This window comes from Mesorhizobium sp. P2_C5_2 (assembly GCF_056404535.1).
On sequence record NZ_JBFUDV010000003.1, the window covers coordinates 565,318 to 577,579 of the forward strand.

Genomic DNA, 12,262 nt, shown 5'->3' on the forward strand with positions numbered 1-12,262 from the left:
GCCGCCGGCAGCCCCCGCTTCGCCGCGCGTCCTTTTATGGTTGTCGCGGCACGTCATAGGATTCGAGCTTCACGCCGCGAAACACGCCCACTGTAACATTCTTCGGCGGTGCTGGCTCCAAATACTTGATAACTTCCTTGACGACTTCCTTTGATGCGGGTGCCGTCACCACGGCCGGAACCGGCTTGACCTTGCTCAACTGGTCCACGGCTTTTTCCAATCCGGCGATCTTTTCATCCGCGCGCTGACGTTCGGCTGCGGCTGCGGCGTCGGCTGCGGCCTGTTTGTCCAGTTCGGCCTGCCTCTTCGCGACATCGTCCGGCGTGTCGCCGTTCAGGTCGGAAAGCGTGACGCGATCGGTCGTCTCGCCCTTGCTGCCGGCAGCCTGGCGCAGTGCAAGAGACAACTGCCCCGCGCCTGCGGCAAGCGTCAGTTTCTGCGCGTCCTTTGTGGTGGCTTCGAGCGTCACCGATTTAACCACTGTCGGGTTGTCCTTGCTCACGTCGGCGACCTGATCGACGGCGAGCACCTTCATGCTCTGCAGCAGAACGTCGACAAAACTCTTGTCGGCACCATCATCGCCGCGCACCGAGCGCGTCAACAGCACATCAACCCGGTCGCCCGGGAAGACGAAACCGGCGACTCCCAGCACGTCGTTGACCCTGATGGAAACGGCCTTCATGCCTTCGCCAAGAACGGCCGAAAGCGTGGCGCGCTGGCCGGGGCCGGTGATCTTGCTGGCGAGGATCGGCTCATTGGCGCTGATAGCCTGCAGCGCCTGCCTTGCGCCGTTGCCGGCCATCGCTTCCTTGGTTGTCTTGAACGCGCCTGCGGGTATTGCGCCCGCCGGCCACGGAATCTCGCGGAGCTTGTCGGCACCCAGAGTGTCGCCGAATTTCAGCGGCACTGCCGCAACAACGACCGTACTGGTCAGCCCTCCATTGGATTGCGCCATCGCAGTGCGCTGATTCGCCAGCCAAATATTGGCAAGCACAACCGCAAGTACGCCGAACACGCCGGCGAGGATAATCATGATAAGAGTATTGGCGCGCATCTCCCCACCCCAAAATCGTCCCCCAGGACGATGCTAGTTTCTTCCTGATGCAGAAACCCGGGTCGGGATCGATCCCGACCCGGGGAGTTCATGGTTACGGCGAGCAAGAACCACTGCCGGTGCCGGCGGCGTCAACGCCCTTGCCGTCGAGATTTGCGCAAAGGCCGGTAAACTGGTCACCGACCCAGCCGCCGATGGCCAGGATAGCCAGCAGCGACGCCGCAGCGATGATGCCGACCAAGATAGAATATTCGACCATAGCAGCGCCGTTTTCATCGTCGCGGAACTGCCGGGTCATCGTCATGAGCTTCTTCATGCCAATTTCTCCCTTTGGAGGTTTGAACCCGACGAGACAGAGCCAAGGATGAACCCCATACCCAAGCATCCCCCGTCACCTCAATCCTAGGTCGCACGAAAAAGCAGAGTCAAACGGATTAACAGTTTCTTAACCTTCGAATACCTGATTTGAAGGCACTTGAATTTTGACAAGATCTTGATTCGCTTAATTTTTCAAGCCGCCTTAACCATTCGTTCACAATTCCGCCACGGTGCAGGGGCTGCGCAATTGAATTAGCGGTTCTGCATATTCGTTTATATCTAATGGGTTAGGGATGGCTCGCGGAGGTGCACTGTTCGTTGCGTGCCGAAAGGTTCCGTGAGGTTCTGCGGACGGGCGCTTTCAAGAAAGATAAAGCGTCTTTTTTCAAAAGCCATTCTTAACTATGTTGTAAGTATCGGCCGCCTTGGCCTTGTTCGGCGCTTGTGCCCCTCGTGGTTAACGCTTAGTTTCCAGCCTGGGGATTTTCAGGGGGCTTGGGCAAGATGTTGGGCCGCTTCATAAAAGGACCGAGTGAGATACGGGTGATGCAGGAGCCGCCACCCGTCGTGGAGGCGCCCAGCATTCCGTCTCAGGCGATGGATGTCGCCGCGGGCGGCGACGATTTTTTGACGCTCAAGGTCGAGCTTCATCGCCACCTGATCGATCGCTTCAATCTAACCGCCCTTGAAAATGCCTCCAAGGATGAAATCCTCAATGAGATCCGGCCGATCGTGCGCGAGTTCGTTCGCGGTCGAAACGTGCCGCTGAATGCCCGCGAGCTCGATCAACTGACCATCGACACGGCCGACGAAATGCTGGGGCTCGGTCCGATCGAGCCGCTGCTCAAGGACGATTCCATCACGGATATAATGATCAATACGCACAAGCGTGTCTTCATCGAGCGGCGCGGCATGATCGAAGAGACGGCAATCCGATTTCGTGACGAGGCGCATCTGCTGCGCGTCATCAACAAGATCGTCTCCAATATCGGCCGGCGGGTCGATGAATCGTCGCCGATGGTTGACGCGCGCCTGGACGACGGCTCGCGCGTCAACATCGCGGTTCGGCCGATCTCGGTGGACGGTCCGCTGGTGTCGATCCGCAAATTCTCCAAGAACCCTTATTCGTTGGAGCGCCTGATCGTGCTCAATTCCATCCGCCCGCCGATGGTCGAGCTGCTGCGGATCGCCGTCCGGTCGCGCAAGTCGATCCTGGTTTCAGGAGGCACCGGCAGCGGCAAGACGACCTTGCTCAACGCTTTGTCCAGTTACATTCCGTCCAGGGAACGCCTGATCACCATCGAAGACGCTGCCGAATTGCAATTGCAGCAGCCGCATGTCGGGCGACTGGAAACCCGCCCGCCCAGTGTCGAGGGCAAGGGCGAAGTGCGCCAGCGCGAATTGGTCAAGAACGCGCTGCGCATGCGCCCCGATCGCATCATTGTCGGCGAGGTGCGCGGCGAGGAGGCCTTTGATATGCTGCAGGCCATGAACACCGGCCATGAGGGGTCGATGACCACCATCCACGCCAACACGCCTCGCGACGCTATTTCTCGCCTGGAGCAGATGGTCGGCATGGCCGGCATGCCGATGACGCACGAATCCATCCGGTCGCAGATTGCTTCAGCCATCGACATCATAGTGCAGACGCAACGGCTCGCCGATGGGGGCAGGCGCGTGACGTCGATTTCCGAGATTACCGGCATGGAAGGCAATGTCGTGCAGCTGCAGGAAATCTATCAATTCGTCCGCCGCGAGGTCGCGGCCGACGGCACGATCATAGGTGATTTTCGCGCCACTGGCGTCCGGCCCCGGTTTGCACCGGAAGCAGCGACGCTCGGCCATCATTTCGCCAAGGACGCCTTCAATCCGCAGGTCGCCCTCTGATGCCGACCGGTCAGGGACTGCTTTACTTCATCTATGTGCTTGCGGCGGCGTCGGTCATTCTCGCCGGCGAGGCTCTGTATCTTTCCTTTGCCGGTCGCCGTGCGGCAGTCGGCGCGATCAATCGTCGGTTGAAGAGATTGTCAGATGAAGTTCCGGCTGAGCGGACTTTGCAAAACTTGCTGCGCGAGCGGGGACTGACGGAATCGGGGGACTTTCTTTTTGGCCTGGTAGGGCTGAACAGGCTCTATACCCAATCCGGCATTACCGGAAATCCGCTGACATTCGCCGCGATATTCGTCCTCGCTTCCTTGGCATTGGCGCTGCTGCTGTCGTTCGTCCTGGGCAAGTCGTTCTTGCTCGCACTCGTCGTTTTTCTTGTTGTCGGGTTTGTGCTGCCCGTTCTCGTGCTTCGCCGGGCTCGCAACAAGCGAATCCAGAAATTCGCGAAGCAACTCCCGAATGCACTCGACATGATCGTGCGCTCGCTGCGCGCCGGACATCCGGCCTCAGTGGCAATTGGCCTTGTGGCGCGGGAGATGCCTGACCCCCTGGGAACCGAATTCGGCATCGTGTCCGACGAGATCACCTTTGGGCTCAGCATCGAACAGGCCGTGCGGAAACTGTCTCAGCGGGTAGGATTCGAGGGCCTTCACCTGCTTTCGATAGCGCTGTCAATTCAATCCAAGACCGGCGGCAATCTGACCGAGATACTGGCGAATCTTTCATCGGTGCTGCGTGAACGGCAGAAATTACGGCTGAAGATCAGAGCGCTTTCTTCCGAGGGGCGCGTCTCGGCCTGGATCATCTCATTGTTTCCAATTGTGATGTTCTTGATTCTTCAGGTTACGGCTCCGGCGTATTATGGCAAAGTATGGCATGACCCGCTGATTATCCCTGTTTTTGTGGGGTTCGGAGTGTGGGCCCTGTTGGGCGACTTCATCATGTATCGAATGGTCAATTTCGACTTTTGAGGAGCGAGCCATTAACCTGCTTTCCAACACCAGCGACCTGAGCTTTATGGTCTCCATCGCCGTTTTCGTGGCGGCGGTGGCGCTTTTCCTGTTTGGCGCGCTTGTCTTCTTGCCGGCCCTGCAGACGCGAAAGCTGGTCGCGCAAAGCCTTGTAGGCGAAGGTGTGGTCGACCCCCGCTCGCTCGCGGGTCAGGAAGAACTGGCCAGGATCGCGGCACAGCGACCTGTCGACGCATATTTTCGAACAATGGAGAAGGAGCGGCAAGAGCCGAGCGCGCTTGAAGCGAAGCTGTTTCGTGCCGGCTTCTATCAAGCGAGCGCTCCACTGCTTTATACCCTATCGCGGCTCGGCGCCGTGTGTGTCGGATTTTTGGCTGCCTACGCAATCCTGCCTCGGGTGTTGCCACCGCATTTACCCGGTTTCGCGGCTCTTGCCGGCTCCGCCTTGTTGGGGCTGGGGTGCATAGTGATTCCAGCCATTCTGCTCGATCGCTTCGAGAATGCTCAGAAGGAAACCTATCGTCGCGGGTTTCCAGATTTCATGGACATGATGATCACCTGCGCGGACGCCGGCATGAGTTTGGAGGCAGGCGTCGAGCGCGTCGGCACCGAGTTGGCAGGCACGCACAAATGGTTAGGCATCCAGCTTTCGATTATGAACCTGCAACTGCGCGCTGGAAAGCCGTTGCGCGACGCGCTGCGGGAACTCGCGGACCGCATCGGGCTTGAAGAGGCACGGGCTCTGGCCGTACTGTTTCGGCAATCGGAAGAGCTTGGCACCAGCCTGACGGAGGCGCTGCGCGTCTACAGCGACGAAATGCGAGGCCAGAGAATCTTGACGGCAGAGGAGAAGGCCAACTCCTTGCCCGTCAAAATGATGATTCCGTTAGGGTTGTGTATCTTTCCGGTCGTGCTGATGGTCATCATGCTGCCGGTGATCATTCGGATGAAGGGCATTTTCTTCTAGTTGCACATATGCTTTGGTCCTAATATGGGTCGGGGGACTCACGGGGAGATTGTATGAAAAGGCCAATTGCAGTCGTGGTCTGCCTGTTCATGGCGGCACTCGTCGGCTGCCAGACGAACGGGGCGGACACCGCCGACGGTGTCGTTCGCACCAACGAGCCGTCGAAAGGCGACGTAACGTCCTTTGGCGATGCATTCGACGGCCTGAAAACGGTCGGCGATGTCGAATATTATGCCTCGGATCAGGCGGTTGCCGAGGCCAAGAACCAGTTCCGCGCGGAAAATTACGGCAATGCCGGAGCGCTGTTCTACAAGGCGACGCAACTGGCGCCCAACGATGGTGGCGCATGGATGGGACTGGCCGCCTGCAGCGACCGCATCCACCGCTTCGACCTCTCCGACCGAGCCTACGCCCGAGCCTTCAAGCTGGTTGGCGCGTCGCCCGAATATTACAACAATGTCGGCTATTCCTACCTGCTGCGCGGCAAGCTGCAGGACGCACGCAGCAATTTCCTCAAGGCCTATGAACTGGCGCCCAACGATCCGACCGTGGTCAACAATCTGAAGCTGTTATCGTCCAGCGTGCAAAACGTCGAGCGGCAGTAGTATGCTATTTGCTGGATCGGTACTGCTCAAGGCGCTCACCGTCCCGCTGCTCGCACGGGTCGCCTGGCTCGATTTCACCACCCAGAAGATAGCCAATCGCGATGTACTGCTGCTGCTTGGGCTGGGCCTGGGATCGCTGGCGCTTTTGTCTCTCTATTTGAGATCATGGTTTGACATGGGCCTGAGCGCGGTTGCCGGGCTTCTGCTTTTTGTCATGCTTTTCCCGTTCTGGGGCCTGCGCAAGATCGGCGCCGGCGACGTCAAGCTGATGGCTGTTACGCCGTTCCTGATCGGTGGCGGCAATCTCGTCCTGTTTTCGGTGTTGTTGCTGATCTTCGCCCTCGCCACCGCGGCGATGGTGAGAAACCCGCTCATGCTGCCGGAGAGCGCCTTCCGGCTCTTTGTCCAGCATTTGGACCGCAAGGGCGTCGTGCCGTTTGGCGTGCCGATTTCGGTCGCGGCAATCTGCACGATCGCGTTTGTGATCTACAAAAGTCTGGTGCTGGCGAGCAGCTCCGGAATCCTGGGTCAGCTTAATTGAACCTCGGCAGTCCGCTCTGCTATACGAAGCGCGTGCCGACGTAATCTTTGCTTAATGCCGAACTGGCATTCTATCTGCCTATTGAGGGTGGGGCTATGATACAGGATTACCGGTCGACAGTTGCCTGGTTGGCGGCTGGATTGATTGTTGGCGCCGTGGCGTTCCCCCTTGCGGCTGTTGTAAACAGCCCGGCGTCACCAACAATCATCAGCGCCGAACCGCCACCGCTCCCAATCATCAAAAAGACGTTCGTCCGAAAATGGCGCCGCACCTAACGACCGGCGTTATGCCTGTCCTTGTGAGTGCCAGGTCAATGGCCAAATGATATCGATAGTCGAGACCGTACTTCGCGGTGGCTCGATGGCGTGGCGGACCAATAAAGCGTTCTTTGTAACGGTGTTTGTCTATGTACTGGCGGCGCTTATATCGGCGGTGCATTGGAATATCCCTATCAGCGTCGCATTATACAACTTGGCTTTCTTGCGGGCTGGTTCTGTTGTGATTGCTATCCTGTTTGCGGTAATTTCGGTGCGTGTGTTGCTTGAGCGGCCACAGAGACCGTTTCTTGCCCTACGGGCTCGGCTGGAAGCCAACGAACTATCAAATCGCATCATCATTGGTCTGCCGGTCGCGTTGGTCTTGCCTATCTTCTTCTCTCTGTTCACCAGTATCAAGGTCGGCCTCAGCAAGATCACGCCGTTCTACGCCGACACCACCATCATTGCGATTGACAGGACAATCCACGGTGGCGTCGATGCGTGGCAGATATTGCATCCCCTGCTTGGGTACGGCCCTATAATTTCCGGCCTGAATTCTTTTTATAATCTTTGGTTCGTGGAGATGTTCGTTGTGCTATTTTGCGTGACGTTTTCGACAAGCAATGAGCGCCTACGCTCGCAATATTTGATGGCATTTGTTCTTGCCTGGGCATTGCTCGGCAACCTAGCGGCATCGATATTCGCTTCGGTCGGGCCAGCCTTCGTCATGCCTTACTACGGCGATGCCACGTTTTCTCCGCTGATGAATCATCTTCAGACAATCGATGCCGTCTATCCTCTGTGGGCGCTCAAGACACAGGGGGCGCTGCTAGCCAATGCAGCACTGGGCGGTCCACAATTTGGCAGCGGCATTTCAGCCTTTCCTTCGCTGCATGTCGCTGTCGCAGCTCTGAATGCCATCTATCTCTGGCGCTTCGGTGGTTTGCTGCGTTGGGGCAGTGTCATCTTCCTGATAGCAATCCAACTGGGGTCCGTGCATCTCGCTTGGCACTATGGAATCGACGGATACGCTTCGATGTTGGCAACACCAATCATATGGGCCGCCGCTGGGCTGATCTCGGGAGGCCGAAAGTCGAAAGCGCAAACGGCCAGATCTCTATACTCGTAAATGCTCCAGCGACATCCGGTGGCCACCGAACCTGTCACCAAATAGCTTGGGTTGACGGCTTTGCCAGCAAGCAACTGAAACGCCTGGCCGGGCCAGCTATTCCACGCTGAGCCGATAGCCAATACCGCGCACCGTTTGCAGCCAGACCGGATTGGACGGATCGCGCTCGATCTTGCGGCGCAGGCGGTTGATCTGGACGTCGATGGTGCGCTCGCCGACTTCGGAATCGTCGCCGACCAGTTCATGGCGCGGTATGGTTTCGCCGGCGCGTGCGGCGAAGATCGCCAGGATCTCCTGCTCGCGGTCGGTCAGCTTCAGCGCCTCGCCGCCACGCTTCAGTTCGCGCCTGGCGATCTGGAAGGTGTAGGGGCCGAAGACCAGCTGCTCGACCTTGGGCGTGGTCGCCGGGCCGCCGCGGCGCAGGATGTTGTTGATGCGCAGGATCAGCTCGCGCGGGTCGAAGGGTTTCGGCAGATAGTCGTCGGCGCCGGCCTCCAGCCCGGTGATGCGGCTGTCGGTTTCCGACAGCGCGGTCAGCATCAGGATCGGCACGTTCTTCTCCGCCCGCAGCGCCTTGGTGAGGTCGACGCCGGTTTCACCGGGCATCATGACGTCGAGGACAAGGAGGTCGAAGTCGAGCCCGGCGAGCTTGCGCCTGGCCTCGCCGGCATTTCCCGCGACTGTGACGCGAAAACCGTTTTCGGTCAGATACTGCTTCAGCAAATTGCGGATGCGGGTGTCGTCGTCGACCACAAGCAGATGCGGCGCGTCATCGTCCGGCGCCGTCGGCTGGTCCACCCTCTCAATGGTCTCCATGGCTTTTCCCTGACATGTTTGCAGGCACAATGTCGATCTGCGCCCTTAGTTCCGGATTGACCATCGCTTCCAGGAATCGTTCGATCAAGGGGCGCTCGCTGGCTCCGGAATCTTCCAATGCAGCACGGATGCGGCGTGACTGTGGCCGCGCCAGCGCCAGCGCCAGCGCGCGGCCCTTGGCCGTCGGGTAAAGTTCACGCTGGCGGCGGTCGCGCGGACCCTGCAACTGCACAATATGGTCGGTGTCGATCAGCTGCTTCAGCACCCGCGCCAGGCTCTGCTTGGTGATCTTGAGCACGTCGAGCAGTTCGGCGACCGTCAGCCCCGGCCGGCGGTTGACGAAATGCAGCACCCGGTGATGGGCGCGGCCGAAGCCGTAGTCGGCCAGGATCTGGTCGGGATCGGAGGTGAAATCGCGATAGGCGAAGAAGAACAGTTCGATGATGGCGAAGTCGATGCCGTCCTCGTCGGTGATCGCCGTCTTGATCGGTTTTCCGGCAGCTGGGCTTCGATCCGTCATCATTTCTCCGTCCATAGAGGGAGATTATGTCAGTACTATTGACGTAATTTCCCCGCAATGGTAATTTTTGACAAGCTTTTGGGCGGATTGCGAACGAAAAGGCAAGGGATCGCGGTTTTTCCGGAACTTCCTGAGTTTGCCAGAGTTCGATTATCCGCTTACGCTTCAAGACATCCGGCCGTCCGATGCGGCTGTCGCGAAACAAACAACAACACCAATGATGTGCGGGCCGCCGCCCGCGGGAGGTTTCCATGGCATCCGTTCCCTTCGACCAGCTGGAAGGCTTCATCTGGATGAACGGCGAGTTCGTCAAATGGGCCGACGCCAAGATCCACGTGCTGACCCACGGCCTGCACTATGCCAGCGCCGTCTTCGAGGGCGAGCGCGCCTATGGCGGCGCCATTTTCAAGCTGAACGAGCATACCGAGCGCCTGCATGAATCGGCGCGCCTGCTCGGCTTCAAGATTCCCTATTCGGTGGCCGAGCTCAACGACGCCTCGACCACGCTTCTGAAGAAGCAGGGTTTCCAGGACGCCTATGTCAGGCCGATCGCCTGGCGCGGCAGCGAACAGATGGGCGTGTCGGCGCAGAACAGCCGCATCAACTGCGCCATCGCCATCTGGCAATGGCCGAGCTATTTCGATCCGGCGCAGAAGCTCAAGGGCATCCGCCTCGACCTGGCGGAATGGCGCCGGCCCGATCCGCGCACGGCGCCGTCGAAGTCGAAGGCCGCCGGCCTCTACATGATCTGCACCATGTCCAAGCACGCCGCCGAGGCCAAGGGCTATGCCGACGCCATGATGCTCGACTGGCGCGGCCAGGTCGCCGAAGCAACAGGCGCCAACATCTTCTTCGTCAAGGACGGCAAGATCCATACGCCCAAGCCCGATTGCTTCCTCGACGGCATCACCCGCCGCACCGTCATCGGCCTCGCCAGGGACCGCGGCCTTGAGGTGATCGAGCGCGCCATCATGCCTGAGGAGCTCGAAGGCTTCGAGCAGTGCTTCCTCACCGGAACGGCGGCGGAAGTGACGCCGGTTTCCGAGATCGGCCCCTACCGATTCGAGGTCGGCGAGATCGCCAAGACTTTGATGAACGACTATTCTGCCGCAGTGCAGCCTAAGCATGCGATAGCCGCAGAATAACGAAAATCACAGCTTTTTTCGCAAGCAGGGGCGGTTTTAGGGCCGCCCCTTTTATTTCAGCACTTGCGCATTTGACTTTCGTCTAATTCGGCGTCTCATGATGGTGTCGGCCCGGGAGGCTGGCAGCTATGGAGGGACTAGGTACATGGATACGAACACGCTCATTGCGATCGTTGTACAGGTAATTGCGGGTGTTGTCGGTGGTCAGGCGATCGGCGCTGCGCTGAAGCAGGCGGCGATGGGCCAGTTGACCAAAATCCTGGGCGGCGCCATTGGCGGCGTCGGCGGCGCGGCGATCCTCGGCAGCCTGCTCGGCGGCGGCACGGTCGATCCGGCAGCGGCTGCCGCGGCAACCGGTGGGTTGGGCAGCGCTTTGAACCTCGACAACCTCGTCGGCGGCGCCGGCGGCGGCGCGATCCTGACCGGCATCATCGGTGCGGTCATGGGCGCGATGAAGAAGTAAGCCTCGAAATCTCAGGCTTCGACATATGGGCGGCCGTTGGGCCGCCCATTTCTGTTTTGGGGTCTGTCAAGATTGTCGTGGAGCTGTGGACGTTGCCTGCCCGTGCCTATTTTGGCGCAATTCCCAGGGGAAAGCGCTACGCGCTTTTCTCGGGAAAACCGTTTCATACTTTTCCTGGAATTGCTCTACATCACGCAAGACACAGCGAAAGGACAATCATGGGTCAGCTCAATGCCGGCATCGTGCCGGTCACGCCCTTCCAGCAGAACTGCACCATCCTGTTCGACATGGATGACAAGCATGGCGTCGTCGTCGATCCGGGCGGCGACATCGACAAGGTGCTGGCGGTGTTGAAGGACAACGCGATCACCGCCGGTGCGATCTGGATTACGCACGGCCATATCGACCATGCCGGCGGCGCCATGGAGCTGAAGGAAGCGCTCGGCATCGAGATCATCGGCCCGCATGAAGCAGACAAGCTATTGCTCGACAATCTCGAGAACCAGGGCCAGCGCTATGGCATTGTCGGGGTGCGTAACTGCGTCCCCGACCGGTTCCTCGGTGAAGGCGAAACCGTGTCGTTCGGCACCCATATGTTCGAGGTACTGCACTGCCCCGGCCATGCGCCGGGCCATGTCGTCTACTACAACCGGGCGGCCAAGTTTGCCCATGTCGGCGACGTGCTGTTTCGCGGCTCGGTGGGGCGCACCGATCTGCCGGGTGGCGATCATGCGACGCTGATCGCCTCGATCAAGACCAAGCTTTTGCCGCTCGGCGACGACATCGGCTTCATCTGCGGCCATGGCCCGGGCGGCCGTTTTGGCGAGGAGCGGCGGACCAATCCGTTCCTGACTTAAGGGTGTGCCGATATTCAGGTGAGGCCGGCCTGCGAGCCATGGTCTCCTGCGCTTCCGGTGCTTACGTACCCAAAAGCACGCTCCGCTCCGGTTCTCGGAGCCCATAACTCTCGGCTCGGCCTGACCTGAATCTCAACACACCCTGGGTGGCTACCCAACAACAAAAAAGCGCTGACCTTGCGGTCAGCGCTTTTGTTTGGGGCAGGGATGCCTCAATTTGCAGTGCAGAAATGCTGCTCGCCGTCATTGCCGGTGAAGGTGCCGCTGCGGGCATTGAAGCTCCGGTAGCGGTCCGAGCAGTACTCGTACCAGTCGCGGGTCCACGGCTCGGCATAACGGTCGGCATAGACGACCCGCGGCTCGGCATAGTAGCGGCGAACCGGCCGCACTTCGCGGTAGTCGTAGTCGTCGTCATAGCTGCTGTAGCGCGGCTGCGGATTGCTCAGCGCTCCGGCGATCAGGGCGCCGGCCGCAAGGCCGACGACACCGGCGGCAATGGCGTCGCCATTGTGGTGACGGCCATAATGGCGATGGCGCCATTCGTCGGCGTTGGCGGCGGGCAGAGTGGCGAGCGTGGTCGCGGCGAGAGCGGCGCCCAGGATGGCGGTCTTGAAAATGCGATTCATTTTGGTCTCCTTCGTGCCGGTCCGGGTAGTTTTCGGGGATGCGGTCCGGCCTTGGGGACGATTAATAGAAGACCGTGGCTGAACGGGGGCTGAACGGAATTTGCGC

Annotated in this window: 14 protein-coding genes; 9 read left to right on the forward strand and 5 right to left on the reverse strand. The window is 59.6% G+C overall.

The annotated features are described in order from the left end of the window. Positions 1 to 34: 34 nt before the first annotated feature. Positions 35 to 1,054, reverse strand: coding sequence for a Flp pilus assembly protein CpaB (gene cpaB / locus AC1D1B_RS14070; protein ID WP_477333041.1), 1,020 nt, complete (start codon positions 1,052 to 1,054; stop codon positions 35 to 37). Between the two features lie 94 nt (positions 1,055 to 1,148). After that, positions 1,149 to 1,370 carry a Flp family type IVb pilin gene (locus tag AC1D1B_RS14075; RefSeq protein ID WP_477333043.1) on the reverse strand — a complete coding sequence of 74 codons (222 nt, stop codon included), beginning with the start codon at positions 1,368 to 1,370 and terminating at the stop codon, positions 1,149 to 1,151. A gap of 506 nt (positions 1,371 to 1,876) precedes the next feature. Here AC1D1B_RS14075 and AC1D1B_RS14080 point away from each other — a divergent pair. From AC1D1B_RS14080 to AC1D1B_RS14105, 6 genes are all read left to right on the forward strand, one after another. Further along, a complete protein-coding gene (locus AC1D1B_RS14080; protein ID WP_477333319.1) occupies positions 1,877 to 3,259 on the forward strand; it encodes a CpaF family protein in 1,383 nt (460 codons plus the stop codon). Beyond that, positions 3,259 to 4,230, forward strand: a complete 972-nt coding sequence (locus AC1D1B_RS14085; protein ID WP_477333045.1) for a type II secretion system F family protein — start codon at positions 3,259 to 3,261, stop codon at positions 4,228 to 4,230. Before AC1D1B_RS14080 ends, AC1D1B_RS14085 begins: the two co-directional genes overlap by 1 nt. 46 nt (positions 4,231 to 4,276) lie before the next feature. After that, positions 4,277 to 5,197, forward strand: coding sequence for a type II secretion system F family protein (locus tag AC1D1B_RS14090; RefSeq protein WP_477333047.1), 921 nt, complete (start codon positions 4,277 to 4,279; stop codon positions 5,195 to 5,197). A gap of 53 nt (positions 5,198 to 5,250) precedes the next feature. Continuing rightward, positions 5,251 to 5,802 (forward strand): tetratricopeptide repeat protein, encoded by a 552-nt coding sequence (locus AC1D1B_RS14095; RefSeq protein WP_477333049.1) that lies wholly within the window; start codon positions 5,251 to 5,253, stop codon positions 5,800 to 5,802. A gap of 1 nt (position 5,803) precedes the next feature. After that, positions 5,804 to 6,343: a prepilin peptidase gene (locus AC1D1B_RS14100; protein ID WP_477333051.1), complete on the forward strand. Its 540-nt coding sequence runs from the start codon at positions 5,804 to 5,806 to the stop codon at positions 6,341 to 6,343. 321 nt (positions 6,344 to 6,664) lie between these two features. Next, on the forward strand, positions 6,665 to 7,729 hold the full coding sequence (locus tag AC1D1B_RS14105) for a phosphatase PAP2 family protein (RefSeq protein ID WP_477333053.1): 1,065 nt from the start codon (positions 6,665 to 6,667) through the stop codon (positions 7,727 to 7,729). A 96-nt stretch (positions 7,730 to 7,825) separates the two neighbouring features. Here AC1D1B_RS14105 and AC1D1B_RS14110 read toward each other — a convergent pair whose 3' ends face one another. Together AC1D1B_RS14110 and AC1D1B_RS14115 are read right to left on the reverse strand one after the other, a co-directional pair. After that, positions 7,826 to 8,545 (reverse strand): response regulator, encoded by a 720-nt coding sequence (locus AC1D1B_RS14110; protein ID WP_023672025.1) that lies wholly within the window; start codon positions 8,543 to 8,545, stop codon positions 7,826 to 7,828. Beyond that, complete coding sequence (locus AC1D1B_RS14115) at positions 8,532 to 9,065, reverse strand: MarR family winged helix-turn-helix transcriptional regulator (RefSeq protein ID WP_112561176.1); 534 nt, start codon at positions 9,063 to 9,065, stop codon at positions 8,532 to 8,534. The genes AC1D1B_RS14110 and AC1D1B_RS14115 overlap by 14 nt, the downstream gene beginning before the upstream one ends. Before the next feature lie 251 nt (positions 9,066 to 9,316). Between AC1D1B_RS14115 and AC1D1B_RS14120 the strand changes: the two genes are divergently transcribed. The 3 genes from AC1D1B_RS14120 (at position 9,317) to AC1D1B_RS14130 (ending at position 11,530) form a co-directional block, all read left to right on the forward strand. Continuing rightward, a complete protein-coding gene (locus AC1D1B_RS14120) occupies positions 9,317 to 10,210 on the forward strand; it encodes a branched-chain amino acid aminotransferase (protein ID WP_477333055.1) in 894 nt (297 codons plus the stop codon). 145 nt (positions 10,211 to 10,355) lie between these two features. Beyond that, positions 10,356 to 10,673 carry a hypothetical protein gene (locus AC1D1B_RS14125; protein WP_477333057.1) on the forward strand — a complete coding sequence of 106 codons (318 nt, stop codon included), beginning with the start codon at positions 10,356 to 10,358 and terminating at the stop codon, positions 10,671 to 10,673. Positions 10,674 to 10,891: 218 nt separating this feature from the next. Further along, positions 10,892 to 11,530, forward strand: coding sequence for an MBL fold metallo-hydrolase (locus AC1D1B_RS14130; RefSeq protein ID WP_477333059.1), 639 nt, complete (start codon positions 10,892 to 10,894; stop codon positions 11,528 to 11,530). A gap of 212 nt (positions 11,531 to 11,742) precedes the next feature. Here the strand turns inward: AC1D1B_RS14130 and AC1D1B_RS14135 are convergent, their stop codons facing one another. Continuing rightward, positions 11,743 to 12,156, reverse strand: a complete 414-nt coding sequence (locus AC1D1B_RS14135; RefSeq protein WP_477333061.1) for a BA14K family protein — start codon at positions 12,154 to 12,156, stop codon at positions 11,743 to 11,745. Positions 12,157 to 12,262 lie beyond the last annotated feature (106 nt).